This is a genomic window from Streptomyces sp. NPDC088554 (assembly GCF_044752945.1).
Classification (GTDB): domain Bacteria; phylum Actinomycetota; class Actinomycetes; order Streptomycetales; family Streptomycetaceae; genus Streptomyces.
The window spans coordinates 76,748-92,250 of the sequence record NZ_JBIVMF010000024.1 but is presented as its reverse complement, the minus strand read 5'-3'; the positions used below and the strand labels follow the sequence as shown (position 1 = coordinate 92,250).

16 protein-coding genes are annotated in these 15,503 nt (G+C 70.9%); 7 read left to right on the top strand and 9 right to left on the bottom strand.

Annotated features, from left to right (window positions below):
- Positions 1 to 48 precede the first annotated feature (48 nt).
- The 4 genes from ACIP8W_RS25440 (at position 49) to ACIP8W_RS25425 (ending at position 3,495) form a co-directional block, all read left to right on the top strand.
- Positions 49 to 1,326: a thymidine phosphorylase gene (locus ACIP8W_RS25440; RefSeq protein WP_402204731.1), complete on the top strand. Its 1,278-nt coding sequence runs from the start codon at positions 49 to 51 to the stop codon at positions 1,324 to 1,326.
- Between the two features lie 96 nt (positions 1,327 to 1,422).
- Positions 1,423 to 1,611, top strand: a complete 189-nt coding sequence (locus ACIP8W_RS25435) for a hypothetical protein (protein WP_401958263.1) — start codon at positions 1,423 to 1,425, stop codon at positions 1,609 to 1,611.
- Positions 1,612 to 2,228: 617 nt separating this feature from the next.
- Complete coding sequence (locus tag ACIP8W_RS25430; protein WP_401958264.1) at positions 2,229 to 2,576, top strand: STAS domain-containing protein; 348 nt, start codon at positions 2,229 to 2,231, stop codon at positions 2,574 to 2,576.
- A gap of 103 nt (positions 2,577 to 2,679) precedes the next feature.
- Positions 2,680 to 3,495: a hypothetical protein gene (locus ACIP8W_RS25425; RefSeq protein ID WP_401958267.1), complete on the top strand. Its 816-nt coding sequence runs from the start codon at positions 2,680 to 2,682 to the stop codon at positions 3,493 to 3,495.
- 407 nt (positions 3,496 to 3,902) lie between these two features.
- On the opposite strand, the gene ACIP8W_RS25420 is transcribed toward ACIP8W_RS25425, so the two are convergent.
- From ACIP8W_RS25420 to ACIP8W_RS25410, 3 genes are all read right to left on the bottom strand, one after another.
- Positions 3,903 to 4,913 carry a sigma-70 family RNA polymerase sigma factor gene (locus tag ACIP8W_RS25420; protein ID WP_401958269.1) on the bottom strand — a complete coding sequence of 337 codons (1,011 nt, stop codon included), beginning with the start codon at positions 4,911 to 4,913 and terminating at the stop codon, positions 3,903 to 3,905.
- A gap of 146 nt (positions 4,914 to 5,059) precedes the next feature.
- Positions 5,060 to 5,761 (bottom strand): L,D-transpeptidase, encoded by a 702-nt coding sequence (locus ACIP8W_RS25415; RefSeq protein ID WP_401958284.1) that lies wholly within the window; start codon positions 5,759 to 5,761, stop codon positions 5,060 to 5,062.
- A 160-nt stretch (positions 5,762 to 5,921) separates the two neighbouring features.
- Entirely contained in the window at positions 5,922 to 7,214 is a 1,293-nt protein-coding gene (locus tag ACIP8W_RS25410) for an MFS transporter (RefSeq protein WP_401958271.1), read from the bottom strand.
- A gap of 120 nt (positions 7,215 to 7,334) precedes the next feature.
- On the opposite strand from ACIP8W_RS25410, the gene ACIP8W_RS25405 reads away from it, so the two are divergent.
- Complete coding sequence (locus ACIP8W_RS25405; RefSeq protein WP_401958272.1) at positions 7,335 to 8,309, top strand: LysR substrate-binding domain-containing protein; 975 nt, start codon at positions 7,335 to 7,337, stop codon at positions 8,307 to 8,309.
- Positions 8,310 to 8,338: 29 nt separating this feature from the next.
- Here ACIP8W_RS25405 and ACIP8W_RS25400 read toward each other — a convergent pair whose 3' ends face one another.
- The gene (locus tag ACIP8W_RS25400; protein ID WP_401958274.1) at positions 8,339 to 9,166 is read right to left on the bottom strand and encodes an alpha/beta hydrolase; all 828 of its coding nucleotides are present in this window, start codon (positions 9,164 to 9,166) and stop codon (positions 8,339 to 8,341) included.
- A gap of 179 nt (positions 9,167 to 9,345) precedes the next feature.
- Here ACIP8W_RS25400 and ACIP8W_RS25395 point away from each other — a divergent pair, with 179 nt between their 5' ends.
- Together ACIP8W_RS25395 and ACIP8W_RS25390 are read left to right on the top strand one after the other, a co-directional pair.
- Positions 9,346 to 10,491, top strand: a complete 1,146-nt coding sequence (locus ACIP8W_RS25395) for an adenosine deaminase (protein WP_401958275.1) — start codon at positions 9,346 to 9,348, stop codon at positions 10,489 to 10,491.
- A 145-nt stretch (positions 10,492 to 10,636) separates the two neighbouring features.
- Positions 10,637 to 11,026: an ATP-binding protein gene (locus tag ACIP8W_RS25390; protein WP_401958277.1), complete on the top strand. Its 390-nt coding sequence runs from the start codon at positions 10,637 to 10,639 to the stop codon at positions 11,024 to 11,026.
- 126 nt (positions 11,027 to 11,152) lie between these two features.
- On the opposite strand, the gene ACIP8W_RS25385 is transcribed toward ACIP8W_RS25390, so the two are convergent.
- The 5 genes from ACIP8W_RS25385 to afsQ1 all read right to left on the bottom strand — a co-directional run bounded on the left by ACIP8W_RS25385 (position 11,153) and on the right by afsQ1 (position 15,296).
- Positions 11,153 to 11,365 carry a PspC domain-containing protein gene (locus ACIP8W_RS25385; RefSeq protein WP_401956114.1) on the bottom strand — a complete coding sequence of 71 codons (213 nt, stop codon included), beginning with the start codon at positions 11,363 to 11,365 and terminating at the stop codon, positions 11,153 to 11,155.
- 97 nt (positions 11,366 to 11,462) lie between these two features.
- Positions 11,463 to 12,158 carry a VanZ family protein gene (locus ACIP8W_RS25380; protein ID WP_402204726.1) on the bottom strand — a complete coding sequence of 232 codons (696 nt, stop codon included), beginning with the start codon at positions 12,156 to 12,158 and terminating at the stop codon, positions 11,463 to 11,465.
- Positions 12,159 to 12,259: 101 nt separating this feature from the next.
- Positions 12,260 to 12,970, bottom strand: coding sequence for a hypothetical protein (locus ACIP8W_RS25375; RefSeq protein ID WP_402204724.1), 711 nt, complete (start codon positions 12,968 to 12,970; stop codon positions 12,260 to 12,262).
- Positions 12,967 to 14,721, bottom strand: a complete 1,755-nt coding sequence (locus ACIP8W_RS25370) for an ATP-binding protein (RefSeq protein WP_402204722.1) — start codon at positions 14,719 to 14,721, stop codon at positions 12,967 to 12,969. The genes ACIP8W_RS25375 and ACIP8W_RS25370 overlap by 4 nt, the downstream gene beginning before the upstream one ends.
- Positions 14,619 to 15,296: a two-component system response regulator AfsQ1 gene (gene afsQ1, locus ACIP8W_RS25365; RefSeq protein WP_401956214.1), complete on the bottom strand. Its 678-nt coding sequence runs from the start codon at positions 15,294 to 15,296 to the stop codon at positions 14,619 to 14,621. The genes ACIP8W_RS25370 and afsQ1 overlap by 103 nt, the downstream gene beginning before the upstream one ends.
- Positions 15,297 to 15,503: the final 207 nt, after the last annotated feature.

Genomic DNA, 15,503 nt, shown 5'->3' with positions numbered 1-15,503 from the left:
ATCCGGCTCCCCCGGGACCGCCTTATCTCACACTCACTAAGGACCACCATGGACGTCATCTCAGTCATCCGCACCAAGCGCGACCGGGGCGAGCTGAGCCCGGAGCAGATCGACTGGGTGATCGACGCCTACACGCGCGGCGAGGTCGCCGACGAGCAGATGTCGGCGCTCGCGATGGCGATCCTGCTCAACGGCATGAACCGTACGGAGATCGCCCGCTGGACCGCCGCCATGATCGCCTCCGGCGAGCGCATGGACTTCTCCGCGCTGTCCCGCCCCACGGCCGACAAGCACTCCACCGGCGGCGTCGGAGACAAGATCACCCTGCCGTTGGCCCCGCTGGTCGCCGCGTGCGGCGCCGCCGTACCGCAGCTCAGCGGCCGGGGACTCGGCCACACCGGCGGCACGCTCGACAAGCTGGAGTCCATCCCCGGCTGGCGGGCGCTGCTCTCCAACGAGGAGATGCTGCACGTCCTGGAGACCACCGGCGCGGTCATCTGCGCGGCGGGCGACGGACTGGCCCCCGCCGACAAGAAGCTGTACGCGCTCCGCGATGTCACCGGCACCGTCGAGGCGATCCCGCTGATCGCCTCCTCGATCATGTCCAAGAAGATCGCCGAGGGGACCGGTTCGCTGGTCCTGGACGTCAAGGTCGGCACCGGCGCGTTCATGAAGACCATCGAGGACGCCCGCGAGCTGGCCTCCACCATGGTCGGCCTCGGCACCGACCACGGTGTCCGCACGGTCGCCCTGCTCACCGACATGTCCACCCCCCTCGGCCTCACCGCGGGCAACGCCCTCGAAGTCCGTGAGTCGGTCGAGGTCCTCGCGGGCGGCGGCCCGGCGGACGTCGTCGAGCTGACCCTCGCCCTCGCCCGCGAGATGCTCGACGCGGCGGGCCTGCCCGACGCCGACCCGGCGAAGGCCCTCGCGGACGGCTCCGCCATGGACGTCTGGCGCCGCATGATCGCCGCGCAGGGCGGCGACCCGGACGCCACGCTCCCGGTCGCCCGCGAGCGTCAGGTGATCACCGCCCCGTCCTCCGGCGTCCTGACCCGCCTCGACGCGTACGGCGTCGGCGTCGCCGCCTGGCGCCTCGGCGCGGGCCGCGCCCGCAAGGAGGACCCGGTCCAGGCGGGCGCCGGCGTGGAGATCCACGCCAAGCCCGGCGACACGGTCACCGCGGGCCAGCCCCTGCTGACCCTGCACACGGACACCCCGGAGAAGTTCGCGTACGCGACCGAGGCGCTGACGGGCACCTACGACATCGACGCCCCCGGCACGCCGTACCGCACGGTCCCGGTGGTGCGGGAACGTATCGCCTGACCTGCGCAAACCCCTTTCGGGTGAACGGGATCGGCGGACGTCCGCCGATCCCGTTCGGCATGCTGGGATCGGTGACGGACAGAGATGGAGACCGCCATGAGCGCACTCACTGTCGACCACGGGCCCGAGCAGGGCTGGGGCGACCTCGTCCGTCTCCGGAAGGAGAAGGACGCACCCGAGGGCTGCAAGGTGGAGATCATCGAGGGGATCATCACCGTGTCACCGTCGCCGTCCTGGGACCACCACTCACCGCTTCTCTCGTCCATCGCCGCCTGCTCGCTGTGATCTCGGAGGAGGGGCATGTCTTCCAGACGCAGGACGCGGTTGTACCAAGTCGCAGGGGGCTGTACATCCCGGACCTGATGGTGGTGGCGGAGCAGGACAGGCCCGCCCCCGGTGAGCTGTTCCCACGGGCCGGGCGAAGCTCGTTGTCGAGATCACCTCACGGAGCAACGCCCACAATGACCGCATCGCCAAAGTGCACGGTTATGCCAGGCGGGTATTCCGCTCTCTCTGCTGCTCGATCCCTGGATGTCGGGCGGGGGATTCGTAACGCTCCATGGCGAGCCCGAAGGTGGCACGTACCGCATGCTCCAGGCGGTCGAGTACGGAGGCAAACCCACCCTGCCGACCCCTTCGACCTGGTGATCGGCACAGGCGACTTCCCCGTCGACCGACCGCGGAGCCGGGGCGCCGGCCCGTCGACCGGCCCGACGGCAGCCCCGGCAGCTCCCGCATGTCCTCGGAGACCACGGTCCCCGGCCCGGCCGGCCGGTGCGCCGCCCTCAGCCCGCCCGCGTGGCCGAACGCGCGCATCCCGGCGGCACGGGCCGCCGCCACGCCGTACGGGCCGTATCCCGATCGCCGCGATGAGTTCCGGGGCGTCGACCGGTCTTCCCCGTGTGGATGCCACAGAACCGATCGTGCTCGTCGTCGCCGGACAGCTCACCCCGGCCGACGTTCCCGGGCTGTACGAAGACCTGAGTACGCGACTGACGACGACCGTCCCCGCCGGGCCCGGGAAGGTGATCTGTGATGTCGGCGGCCTGGTCCGGCCCGGTCTTCCGGCTGTCGACCTGCTCGCCCGTCTCCATCTCGCCGCCCGAAGACACGGCCGCCACCTCCATCTGCGTGGCGTGCCAAGGGAGTTGGGGCCGTTGCTGGACCTGGTGGGGCTCGGCGGTCTGATCGGTCCGAGCGGGGGCGGGGTGGATCCGTGGCCGGACGGGCGGGACGGCTCGGGTTATTGAGCGCAAATAAGGGCGAACTCTCCTCCGTATGAGCCCAGTTGGCTCGGTGATCCGGGATGTTTGCCTCTGGTTGCGTTCGCTACGGCCTTGCTAACTTCCTCTCATGCACAAGAAGAAGTCTGTTCGTGGACGGCTGACCATGCTCGCCGCACTGCTGGGAATCACCGCCGGTGCCGTCACCGTCTATTCCGCGTCGGCGGGAACGCCTTCGCCGTCTGCGGGGACATGTGGCGCCAATTCGGAATTGCTCTTCTGCGAGGACTTCGAATCCCTCGCGGCGGGCCCGGCGCAGAGCTCCGCGTGGGAGACCGACCTCCGCGCCGGTTCGCTCACCGTGACGGAGCCCGGCGCGGACGAGAGTGCCGACGGCCGCTTCGTCCGGGTGCGTACCGATGGCAACGGCAAGGCGTTCATCAAGGTGAACGGCCTTGAGCCGCCCGCGAACAGCTTCTTCGGGCGGATCCGGATGCGCGTCGAGACGTTCCCCACGGCACCGGACTTCGCCCACTGGATCATGGTTGAGGCGCAGGGGAAGGGTGACGGGCTCATCCGGCCGCTGGGCGGGCAGTTCTTCGGGGAGAAGAACGCCAACTTCTACGGTGTGGGCTCGGACCTCGGCCCGACCGGGGACTGGACGGAGTTCAAGGAATCGGCGCCCGCGACCGACGCCGCCTGGCAGTGTCTGGAATGGCAGATGGACGCCTCGGACAATCGCATCACCGTGTGGATCGACGGCGAGGAAAAGCCGGACCTCACGGTCGACACCCGCAACCACGGTGGCGCCGACGTCGATTTCGTCTTCCCCGAATTCAACACGGTGAGTTTCGGCTGGCAGGTATTCCAGGACAATCCGACGCCCGCCGTCTTCAACGCGGACCTGGACGACCTGGCGCTCTCCGCCACCCGCATCGGCTGCTGACGACGAAGGGCCGGTGCCCCGGGGCGTACGGGGATCGGCGGGCGGTCGTACGCCCCAGGCGGGCGACGGGGCCAGGGGCGGGCACCGGTATCCCGTGGAAGCCGAGCCGGTCGTAGAAGGCCCTGGCCCGGGTGTCGGCGACCGGCATGCACAGATAGATGGACGGCCTCGACGGCCCGCGCGCGCAGGGCGTCGAGGAAGGTCCGTCTTCAGGGCCCGGCCGACCCTCGGCCCTGCCGGTCCGGCAGCAGGCCGATAGGCAAGTGGGTCCGGGAGTGCCCCCAGCCCGGCGGCGCCTGGCACGCACCCCTCCAGCCACCTCCCCCGGACTCTGTCCGGGGGAGGCCCCACCGCCTTGCGATCGCACGGACCGGACGCCGCCGGGCCCGTCCTACGGGCGGACGGCGCTACTTTCGCAACACGTCCTGGAACTCCGGTGCCAGCGGCAGGTCGAACAGGGGGAACCACCTCGGCGTGTCCAGGAAGAAGTTCATCGCGACGATCTCCCCCTTCTCGATCTCGATGACCTGGAGCGCCCACGGCGTGTAACCCTCGCCCGACTCCGCCGGCTTGTAGTGCGCGAAGGCGGGCGAGCCGTTGGCCACGGTCGGGATGAGGCGCGAGCCCCGGCAGCCCGCGCCGATGCCCAGCATGAAGCCGGTGATGTTGTCGTGTCCCTGGAGCCAGAGGTCGAACGGCGGCATCGTGAACTTCGCGTCGTCGTGGAGCAGTGCGGTCAGCGCCTTCATGTCGTACCCCTCGAAGGCCGCGACATAGCGCTCCAGCAGCTCCTTGTGCTCGTCGTCGAGCACCTCGGCCACCGCGCCCGGCGAGGACGCCGACGCGGATTCGGACTCCGCGATCGTCGTACGGGCCCGCTGGAGCGCGCTGTTGACGGAGGCGACCGTCGTGTCCAGCAGCTCCGCGACCTCGCTCGCCTTCCAGGACAGCACCTCGCGCAGGATCAGCACGGCCCGCTGCTTCGGCGGGAGGTGCTGGAGCGCCGCGACGAAGGCCAGTCGGATCGTCTCGCGCGATACGGCCGTCTCCGCCGGGTCGGTGACCGAGGGCAGCACCCGGCCGTCCGGCACCGGCTCCAGCCAGACGTTCTCCGGGCGGGCGCTGAGCTGGGCCTGGGCGACCGGGGTCGGGCCGGAGAGGTCCATCGGACGGGCCCTGCGGTTGCCCGCGTTGAGCATGTCCAGACAGACGTTGGTCGCGATGCGGTAGAGCCACGACCGGAGCGAGGAGCGGCCCTCGAACTTGTCGAGGCTCTTCCAGGCGCGCACCATCGTGTCCTGTACGGCGTCCTCGGCCTCGAACGGCGAGCCCAGCATCCGGTAGCAGTAGCCCGTCAGCTCCGTTCTGTACTGCTCCAGCCGGGAGTCCAGTTCATCTCTCGCAGCAAGATCGCTCATCGCGTCGTCACCCCAGTAGCCCCACGTGAATCCGGTCGGTGACCAGTCTTCCGGATGGAACCGACCGGCGCAGAGGAATGGCGCAGACGACCGGCTCGGGCGACCGGCTCGGACGGATGCCGCGGACGGATGGCCCGGGCGACGGCTCAGGTGCCCGGCTTGCGCCCGTACACGTACACGTCGTCACCGGTCTTCAGCATCGACCAGTACGTCGAGGCGTCGGCCTTGGTCATGTTGACGCAGCCGTGCGAGCCCGGCGGGTTCCACATGCTCAGGTTGACCGAGTGGAACGCCTGGCCGCCGTCGAAGAACTGGCTGTACGGCATCGGCACGTCGTAGATCGACGAGACGTGGTCCTTGCTCCGCCAGTAGACCGTCTTCAGCCCGGTCCTGGTCTCGTACCCCTTGCGTCCGCTGCGGATGGGCACGGGTCCGTACGCCAGTTTCTTGCCGTCCTGGATCCAGCTCAGCTGGCGGGTGAGGTCGACGCAGGCGATCCGGCCCTTGTCGGTCGGGCACTTGCCGGCCTTGTCGGGGGTCTTGCCCGCCGCCTTCTGCTGGTTCATCAGATCCATCACGCCCCAGGTGACGGCTCCGGCGTAGCCCGCGGCGGGGGTGATGCCGTGCGTCGACTGGAAGGAGCGGATGGCCACGCAGTCGGCGGTGGACTGCTTTCCGTCCACCGCCCGGCCGAGGAACTTCTCCACCTGCTTCTGGTACGGACCCGTCGTCGCCGTACACGAGGCGGCGGCCGCCGCCGGAGTGGCCCCGGCCACCGCCACCGTCAGGGGGACCACCAGCGCGGCGATGCCCGCCGCCACGGCCCCTCTGCGCGTTATCTGTCCTATCCGTCGCATCTGTCCTGCTCCCCGCTCCCCGTTTGCCGTCCCTGGCACATGACGTGGTCCGTTCGGGATGGTAGACGGCCGAGCTGTGTCCGTAGTTGCACGGATGCGAAGTTTTATTTCCTGATCGGGTGTTAGGTGATCAAGGTGAGGAAAGGCAGGGTTACGCCGGGTACAGCCGCCGCCGTTCGACCCGCGCCGTGTGCGTCCCGTACAGCGTGACCGATACGACGCCGAGCACCGCGAGCAGTCCCAGCCCCACCGTCGCGTTCCAGCCGCCCGCGTGGAAGGCGACCGCGCCGAGCGTGCCGCCGAGGCTGCTGCCCAGGTAGTACGAGGACTGGTAGAGCGCCGAGGCCTGTGCGCGGCCCGACGTGGCCGTACGGCTCACCGCGGCCGAGGCGACCGCGTGGCCGGCGAAGAAGCCCGCCGTGATCAGCACCAGCCCGAGGAGCACCAGGGCCAGCGTGTCCGACAGCGACAGCAGCAGACCGGCCGTCGTCGTCGACACCGCCAGATACAGCGCGCCACGCCGGCCCAGCCGCTCGACCAGCCGTCCGGCCGCCGCCGAGGAGACCGTACCGACCAGATAGACCAGGAAGATCGAACCGATCACGCCCTGCGGGAGGTCGAAAGGCTCCGCCACCAGCCGGTAGCCGATCACGGTGTAGACCGCGCCGAACACCATCATGAACAGCCCGCCGATCGCGTACAGCCTGCGCAGCAGCGGATCGGAGAGATGCCCGCCGACCGTCCTCGCCAGCGCGCGCGGGCTCAGCGACCTCGGGGTGAAGTGCCGGTCCCGGGGTATCAGCAGCCGGAAGACCACCGCGCAGGCCACGGCCAGCAGCCCGACCGCGGCGAGCGCCGCCCGCCAGCCCCACAGCTGGGCGATCCAGCCGGCGACGATACGGCCGCTCATCCCGCCGACGCTGTTGCCCGCGACGAACAGGCCGATCGCGGTGACCAGCGCCTTCGGCCGTACCTCCTCCGCCAGGAACGCCATCGCCGACGCCGGGATCCCGGCGAGCGCCGCGCCCTGGAGCGCGCGCAGCGCGACCAGCGACTCGACGTTCGGCGCGAACGGCACCAGCAGCCCGAGCGCCACCGCGACCACCAGCGAGACGGTGATCATTCGCCGCCGCCCGAACCGCTCCGACAGCGCGCTCAGCGGCAGGACGAACAGGGCGAGCGCCCCGGTCGCCGCCGAGACCGTCCAACTGGCCTGACCCGCCGTCACACCGAACCCGGCGGAGATGGCGGGCAGCAGCGCCTGCGTGGAGTACAGCAGTGCGAAGGTCGCGACCCCGGCGGCGAAGAGCGCGAGGCTCATCCGGCGGTAGCCGGGGCGGCCCGGGGCGAGACGCCGGTCGACGGAGGTGGAGGCGGCGGGCTGGGTGGACGGCGCGGCGGAGGCACCCGTGGTGACGGGTGCCCCGGTACTGACTGGAGGCATGTGTTCGAAGGTAAACTCCGCCGGTTCATGCGTCCAATGCATGGAATGGTGATAATCGTTCCCATGGTGCATAAGCAGAGGTCGGGGCCGCGCATGTCATGGAGCAGTTACGAACACGACATGGGTCACACCCGAAGGCCGGGCCCGGGTCCGGAGGGGGAGGGGCCGCCGGACGACGAGGCGGGACTCGACCCCGCGTCCTGGTCCGCGATCCTCGCGCCCCGCCTCGCGTACTTCGCCGGGGTCGCCCGCCACGAGCATGTGACCCGCGCCGCCCACGACATGGACGTCCCGCAGTCCACGCTCTCCCGCGCGATGGTCCGGCTGGAACAGGACCTCGGGCTCGCGCTGTTCGCCCGCAAGGGCCGTACGGTCTCCCTCACCCCGGCCGGGCGCGCCTTCCTCACCTCGGTCGAACGCGCCCTCGCCGAGGTCGAGCGCGCGGCCGAGTCCGTACGGGCGGACGCGGATCCGGCGTCCGGCAAGGTCGCCTTCGGCTTTCTGCACACCCTGGGCTCCGAGACCGTCCCCGGCCTGATCAGGGCCTTCCGCGCGGACCATCCCCGGGTGCGGTTCCAACTCGTCCAGAACTACGGCGAGGCGATGATCGAGCGGCTGCGCGCGGGCGACCTCGACCTCTGCCTCACCTCACCCGTGCCGGACGCGCCCGATCTGGTCGCCCGCCGCCTCGACGAACAGCGGCTGCGGCTCGTCGTCCCCGACGACCACCGGCTCGCGGTGCGCCGCCGCGTACGCCTCGCCGAAGCCGCCGACGAAACGTTCGTCACCCTCGAACCGGGGTACGGGCTGCGCCGGATCACCGACGACCTCTGCGCCGAGGCGGGGTTCCGGCCGCGCGTCGCCTTCGAGGGCGAGGAGGCCGAGACCCTGCGCGGGCTGGTCGCCGCGGGCCTCGGCGTGGCGCTGCTCCCGCCGCCCGCCGTGGCCCGCCCGGGGGTGGTCGAGCTGACGGTCACGGCGCCGCGCGCGGTACGGGAGATCGGCGTCGCCTGGCTCGACGGCCACCCGGACACCCCGCCGGTCGCGGCCTTCAAACGCTTCCTGCTGTCGCGCCGGGGCCAACTCCTCACCTGACGGAGGTGGTTGGCCCGGACGGGCCGGTCTTATGGCCGCAGCGACCGGCCGAACCCCGCCGCCAGCGGCATCCGCAGCCCGAGCGGCGGCGGCGCCGCCAGCGCGTCCGTGACCGGCCGGGAGTACGTACGGGACAGCAGCGCGCCCAGGACGAAGTCCGAGGCCAGCGCGAGGACTTCGGCGTGGTGCTGGCGCAGTGCGTGGCCGTCGGAGTGGACCTCGAAGCGGCAGATGTCGCGATGGGTCTTCTTGGCGCGCTCGGCCAGCCGGTAGGAGAGTTCGGGGTCGGTGCGCTTGTCATTGGTGCCGTGCATGATCAGTACCTGCCGGTCCACCAACTGCCGTACGGGCTCCGGCTCCAGCTCCTCGTCCGCCTCCGGGAGCCAGGGGGCCATCGCCAGTACGGAGTTGACGGCCGGATGGCCCGCCGCGCGCAGCGCCGCCCGGCCGCCCATGCCGTGTCCGGCGAGGCAGACCGGGACGTCCCCGTACCGCCGTACGACCTCCTGGACCGCCCGGTCGGCGTCCGCCGCGAGGGCCGCCTCCGCGCCGTTCCAGCCGCGCCGGGTGTAGCGCACCACATGTACCACCAGCCCCTCCGGTGCTCCGGCCCTGGCCAGCGAGCGTGCCAGCGGGGCCATCCGCGCGCGGGCGAGCACCGAAGGCCCCCGGGTGGAGACCGGCGCGCCCTCGGGGAGCACCAGCACCACGCCCCCGACCGACGCTCCCTCGGCGGGCGCGACGACCGCCCGGCCCAGTACCGCCCGTGGTCCGTCCGGCTCCGCGCGTGGAGCGCGTGCCTCTCCGTCCCGGCCGGTCGTATGTCCCCCCGGCTCGGGAACCGCGTGCTGTCCCATGGTCGAACAGTCTCAGAAGGAGAGGTGTACGCCACCCGTCCGCGCGGTCACTGTTACGTATCGTCCGGTCGCGCTCCGCGTGTCGTCCCGCCGGAGCCGCCCGCTAACCGGCGGTACGCGGCTGTCCGCGTCCCGGGATGGCTCTACGCGCGTAGCCGCAGAGGCGTTAGAGTGCCGGGATGACGAGCCAGACCTACCGTCCGCCCACCGCCGACCAGATCCGCCGCGCCCCCAAGGTTCTCCTTCACGACCACCTGGACGGCGGGCTGCGCCCCGGCACGATCATCGATCTCGCCCGCGAGATCGGTTACGAAGCCCTGCCGGAGCAGGAATCCGACAAACTCGGCCTCTGGTTCCGCGAGGCCGCCGACTCCGGTTCGCTGGAACGCTATCTGGAGACCTTCGCCCACACCTGCGCTGTCATGCAGACCCGTGACGCGCTCTTCCGGGTCGCGGCGGAGTGCGCCGTGGACCTCGCCGAGGACGGCGTTGTCTACGCGGAGGTGCGGTACGCCCCCGAGCAGCACCTGGAGGCGGGGCTGACCCTCGAAGAGGTCGTCGCGGCCGTCAACGAGGGTTTCCGCGAGGGCGAGCGCCTCGCCCGCGAGAACGGCCACCGCATCAGGGTCGGTGCCCTGCTCACCGCCATGCGGCACGCGGCCCGCGCCCTGGAGATCGCCGAACTCGCCAACCGTCACCGCGACACGGGTGTCGTCGGCTTCGACATCGCGGGCGCCGAGGCGGGCTTCCCGCCCACCCGGCACCTCGACGCGTTCGAGTATCTGAAGCGCGAGAACAACCACTTCACCATCCACGCCGGCGAGGCATTCGGCCTGCCCTCGATCTGGCAGGCGCTCCAGTGGTGCGGCGCCGACCGGCTCGGCCACGGCGTGCGCATCATCGACGACATCGAGGTCGCCGAGGACGGCTCGGTGAAGCTGGGCCGGCTCGCCGCGTACGTACGGGACAAGCGCATCCCGCTGGAGATGTGCCCCAGCTCCAACCTCCAGACCGGCGCGGCGACCTCGTACGCCGAACACCCCATCGGGCTGCTCCGCAAGCTTCACTTCCGCGCCACGGTGAACACGGACAACAGGCTGATGAGCGGCACGAGCATGAGCCGTGAATTCGAGCTGCTGGTCGACGCATTCGACTACACGCTCGACGACATGCAGTGGTTCTCTGTCAATGCGATGAAATCAGCTTTCATTCCTTTCGATGAACGACTGGCCATGATCAATGACGTGATCAAGCCTGGATATGCCGCGCTGAAATCCGAATGGCTGTTCAAGCAGACCGCTGCGACCAGCGGTTCTTCGGTCTGATCGGTTAGATCGCGGGGATCGGTGAGCGGCCGGGGACACGGAATTCCGGCCGCTCTCGGGTATTTGCGGGGCACGCGCGCGTCTGGCTAACTTGCGGAGCCGCTCGCATTATCCCCTTCCCTCCTTCTCAAGGACGAAATCCCAGATGAAGCAGTCCGCCATCAAGACCATCGGTGCCGCCGCCCTCGGTGCCGCCTTCGCCGCCGCCGCGGCGGGCAGCGCCTCCGCCGCCCCCGCGATCCCGGACACCGGCGCCGCGCTGGACACCGTCGGCACCGTCGTGAAGACGCTGCCGCTGGAGTCGGTCGCCGAGAAGCTCCCCGCGCCCGCCACCGAGGTCGTGGCCGTGGGCCGTGCGGCGGTCAGGACCGTCGAGCAGACCGCCCCGAAGGCCGCCAAGGCCAAGGCCGCCGCCGCGCCGAAGGTGGACGCGGCCAAGGACCCCATCGGCGGGCTCCTCGGCGGACTGCCGATCAACGGCCTGGGCAAGGGCCTCGGCAAGGGCGGCAACGGACTCAACGGACTGCCGCTCTAGTCGGTGGCCCCGGGACACGGACAGTGGGGCGCACCACCCGCATCGGGTGGTGCGCCCCACTGTCCGCATGTACGTACGTGCGTACCGGGCATCTACGGCGGTACGCGCGCACGTACGTCCAGTGGGCTACCAGGCGGGCGAGGCGCCGGAGCCGGCCTTCTCGCCCGGCAGCAGCATCCACAGCGCCAGGTAGAGCAGGACCTGCGGGCCGGGCAGCAGACAGGAGACCAGGAAGATCACCCGCATGGTGGTCGCGGAGGTGCCGAAGCGCCGTGCCAGCGCCGCGCACACCCCGCCGAGTATCCGTCCGTTGCGGGGGCGGACCAGTGCTGCGGCCATGGTGGGGCTCCTTCGTCAGAGCGTCGGGGGAGCCTCTCTTCATGGGCCCTTCCCTGTGCCTCCATGATGGAGCCGGCCGAGGGGGACAAACATCGCCCTACGGGGCGATACCGACCCTGGGAATCGTCGGGGTAGCCCCCTGAGGGGTTTCCTCCCGGGAACCCTGACGCGCCGCCTTCCTGGCGTGCTCCTGGGCGCGCTCATGGGAGAGCTCCTTGGCACGGTCCCCGGCGCGGCCCTGCCCGTGGTCCCGTTCGGGGGCGCGTCCGTGGGCGCGTTCGCGGTTCCGGCCGTCCCCGGCGCGCTGCCGCGCCCGGCGTACCGTACGGCCGCGGCCGCTCCTGCGCAGCCGCGCCCGGCCCGCCGGGACCACCGCCAGATGCGCCAGCGCCACCCCGGCGGTGTTCAGCAGCAGCGAGTCCACGTCCACCACCCGGCCGGGCACCGCGGTCTGGAGCAGCTCGATACCGAGCGAGATCAGGGCGCCCGCCGTGACCGTACGGGCCAGGGAGGCCCAGAAGGAGACGGCGAGCCTGCCGTCCACCAGCGGCAGCAGCACCCCGAGCGGGGCGAGCAGGAGCAGTCCCTCACCGATGCGGCGGGTGGCCTCCAGGGGCCCCAGCGCCAGATCCGCCTTGATCCCCGCGAACGGCGTCAGATTGGCCGCGTTCACCCACAAGGCATCGAGCGGGCGGAGCGTCAGCCACGCCACCAGCAGCAGATGCGCGAGGAGGAGGGCGAACCCCACCCTGCGGAAGCGGATGACGGCACTGCCGTCCGGACCTTGACGCACGCCCCCCAAGACGCGACCCCCGACGGGATCGGTTCCGCCCGAAACCGACGAACGGCTCCATGAGACTGGTATCACCCGTACGGCGGAACGTGACGCGTCCGCTACGGAGCGGACGTGGGCGCCGGGGACGCGGTGGACGGCGTGGCCGGCGCCACGGTCGGGATCACCTTGTCCGGGTGGCTCTTCGTCTCCTGGTCGCACGCGTACTCGCGCGGCGGATAGGCGCCGGGGCCGCCCAGGACCACCTGGCCGTCCGTGGCCTCGCTCTCGGTCAACGTACAGACGATCTGGGCGAGCGCGGCCATCGGCAGGTCCTCCGGCTGGCGGCTGAGCCGCAGCGTGCCGGCCGGGTCGCCGCGGTGCGCCGCGGAGACGATCAGCGGCCCTCGTACGGAGGTGGAGAAGCCCGCCTCCCGCTCGATGGCCGACGGCTGGGCCAGCAGTTCGTCCAGGAGCCCCTGGGCTGTCCGGAGCCGGCTGTCGGACGTGCCGACGGTGCCGTCGGCGCTGCCCGTACCGTCGCCGGTGGGGATCCGGGCGGTACGTTCCACCGACGAGAGCCCGGAGGCGCAGAGCAGATAGACCCGTACGGGTACCCCTGGCTGCGACTGTGTGATCACACCGTTTCCGGAGGTCTCGCACGGCAGCCGCGAGGGCGCCGAACCCGCGTCCACCGGTATGGAGGTGGTCCTGATCCCGCACCCCGCCGAGAGTGTGGCGAGCGCGGTGAGCACGGCCGCGCCGACGAGACGCGGCAGCCGCCCGCGCCGGACGTCCCGGGCCGGTCGGTCCGTACCGCTGCTCGATGTCATGGCGTGCCGCCCGTCGCCGTGCGGTCGCCGCCCTGGCCCTTGGCCCGCGCGTCCCGCTCCGTCCGCTCTTCCTCGCAGTCCTGGTGGTCCGCGTCGTGGGGCTCGTCGCCGCGGGGCAGCCGCAGGACGAACATCGCGCCGCCGGACGGCACATTGGCCGCGGTGATGTCGCCGCCGTGGATGTGCGCGTTCTCCTGCGCGATCGACAGCCCCAGCCCGCTGCCCTCGGAACGCGGCCGGGAGGCGCTCGCCTTGTAGAAGCGGTCGAAGACATGGGGCAGGACGTCCTCGGGGATACCGGGCCCGTGGTCCCGTACCGCGATCACCAGCGAGTCGCCCTCCACCCGCACCGCCACCCGGACCGGTGAACCGCCGTGCTTGAGCGCGTTGCCGATCAGATTCGCCATGATCACATCGAGTCGGCGCGGATCGAGCCGCGCCATGATGCCGCGCTCGGCGTCCAGATCCACCGCGTCCAGCCAGGCGCGCGCGTCGATGCACGCCGTGAGCTGGTCGGCCACATCGACATCGTCCAGGACGAGCCGGGCCGTACCCGCGTCGAAGCGGGTGACCTCCATCAGGTTCTCCACCAGGACGTTGAGCCGCCGGGTCTCGCTCACCACCAGCGTCACCGCGGGCGCGATCATCGGGTCGAGGCTGTCCGCCTCGTCCTCCAGGACCTCCGTGACGGCGGTGAGCGCGGTCAGCGGGGTGCGCAGCTCGTGCGACATGTCGGCGACGAAGCGGCGGCTGGACTCCTCCCGCGCGCTCATGTCGGCGACCTTCTTCTGGAGCGACTCGGCCGCCTTGTTGAACGTACGGGACAGATCGGCCAGTTCGTCCGTCCCCGACACCCGCAGCCGGGTGTCCAGCTTGCCCTCGCCCAGCCGCCGCGCCGCCTCTCCGAGACGCTGCACGGGCTTGAGCACGGTCGTGGCGGCGGCCTGCGCCAGCAGCGCCGAGCCGACGAGCGCGAGGGCGGTGGCGATCCCCAGCGACCAGGCGAGCGAGTTGAGATCCGCGCGCTCCGCCTCCAGGGACTTGAACAGATACCCGGTCGGACCGCCGCCGATGATCCGCGTACCGCCCACCAGATAGGGGGTGTCACCGCGCTCGGTGCGCTGCCAGAAGACGTGGTACGGATGCTTGTTGCCGTTGGTGACGTCCTGCTTGTCGTTCACCGCGTCCTGGAGCGACTTCGGTACGTCGTCGAGGGTGAAGGCGTCCGGGTCGGAGGCGCCGACGATGGGCTTGCCCTGCGCGCGCTCGCCGATCAGCAGCACGCTGTAACCGGAGTTGTCGCCCGCCATCTGGTCGGCGGTGCTCTGGAGTTCGGCCTGACTGGGCCGGAGGGGCAGCTCGGCGGCGCGGTTCTGCATCTCCTGCTTGAAGTCCTTCAGGGCCGAGTCCTGCGTACGGGTCAGCACGGCCTCGCGGTTGAGCCAGTACGCGATGCCCGAGGCGGAGACGGCGGCGGTCAGCGCGACGGCGCCGAAGACGACGACGAGCCGCAGCCGCAGGCTGGTCCAGCGCAGGCCGGTGAGGATCGCCCGCTTCGTGGACCTGCCACGCGGGTCGGGCGCCGGGGCGGGGGGCGCTGCCGGGTCCGCGCCGGTGTCGTCCGTACCGTTGTCCGAGGTCACCTGGCTCACGAAGGCGCGTCCAGCCGGTAGCCCACGCCGCGTACCGTACGGATCAGGGTCGGGGAGGACGGCACGTCCTCCACCTTCGCGCGCAGACGCTGTACACACGCGTCCACCAGCCGCGAGTCGCCGAGGTAGTCGTGCTCCCACACCAGCCGCAGCAACTGCTGGCGCGACAGCGCCTGTCCGGGGCGACGGCTCAGCTCCAGCAGCAGCCGCAGCTCGGTCGGGGTGAGCTGCATGTCCTCGCCGTCCTTGGTGACCGTCATCGCGGAACGGTCGATCACCAGAGTGCCGAACGTCGCGGAATCCGTGGACTCCCGCTCGCCCCGCCGCAGCACCGCGCGGATCCGGGCGTCCAGCACCCGGCCCTGTACGGGCTTCACCACATAGTCGTCGGCCCCGGACTCCAGCCCGACCACCACATCGATGTCATCGCTGCGCGCGGTCAGCAGGATGATCGGCAACTGGTCGGTGCGCCTGATCCGACGGCAGACCTCGAAACCGTCGATGCCGGGCAGCATCACATCCAGCACGATCAGATCCGGCCGCTGCTCCCGCAGCAGTTTGAGGCCGTCCTCTCCCGTCGCCGCGGTGGCCACACGGTGGCCCTGGCGTGACAGCGAGAGTTCGAGGGCCGTGCGGATGGCGTCGTCGTCCTCGATCAGCAACAGGAAAGGCACGTCGGTCATTCTGTCTCATGGGTGGACCGGACTTCGACAGTTGGAGCGCTCCCACCCATTCCGTACTTCTCCCGTGCTTCTTCCCGCGTTTCTTCCCGCGGTTCCGCCAGTGGTTCCTCCGCTGGTTCTTCCGCAAGTGGTGGAGGCCCCTGTGACAGGCCTGTGACAGTCGAAGGACAGGGCCATGAAACTGCGTCGGCAAGCTCG

What these genes read in the sequence shown, in the direction of transcription:
- ACIP8W_RS25425 (WP_401958267.1), top strand. Translation starts at nt 2,680, where the DNA reads ATGCACAAGAAGAAGTCTGTTCGTGGACGGCTGACCATGCTCGCCGCA.
- ACIP8W_RS25440 (WP_402204731.1), top strand. Translation starts at nt 49, where the DNA reads ATGGACGTCATCTCAGTCATCCGCACCAAGCGCGACCGGGGCGAGCTG.
- ACIP8W_RS25390 (WP_401958277.1), top strand. Translation starts at nt 10,637, where the DNA reads ATGAAGCAGTCCGCCATCAAGACCATCGGTGCCGCCGCCCTCGGTGCC.
- ACIP8W_RS25410 (WP_401958271.1), bottom strand. Translation starts at nt 7,214, where the DNA reads ATGCCTCCAGTCAGTACCGGGGCACCCGTCACCACGGGTGCCTCCGCC.
- ACIP8W_RS25400 (WP_401958274.1), bottom strand. Translation starts at nt 9,166, where the DNA reads ATGGGACAGCACGCGGTTCCCGAGCCGGGGGGACATACGACCGGCCGG.
- ACIP8W_RS25405 (WP_401958272.1), top strand. Translation starts at nt 7,335, where the DNA reads ATGGGTCACACCCGAAGGCCGGGCCCGGGTCCGGAGGGGGAGGGGCCG.
- ACIP8W_RS25385 (WP_401956114.1), bottom strand. Translation starts at nt 11,365, where the DNA reads ATGGCCGCAGCACTGGTCCGCCCCCGCAACGGACGGATACTCGGCGGG.
- ACIP8W_RS25395 (WP_401958275.1), top strand. Translation starts at nt 9,346, where the DNA reads ATGACGAGCCAGACCTACCGTCCGCCCACCGCCGACCAGATCCGCCGC.
- ACIP8W_RS25420 (WP_401958269.1), bottom strand. Translation starts at nt 4,913, where the DNA reads ATGAGCGATCTTGCTGCGAGAGATGAACTGGACTCCCGGCTGGAGCAG.
- ACIP8W_RS25375 (WP_402204724.1), bottom strand. Translation starts at nt 12,970, where the DNA reads ATGACATCGAGCAGCGGTACGGACCGACCGGCCCGGGACGTCCGGCGC.
- ACIP8W_RS25435 (WP_401958263.1), top strand. Translation starts at nt 1,423, where the DNA reads ATGAGCGCACTCACTGTCGACCACGGGCCCGAGCAGGGCTGGGGCGAC.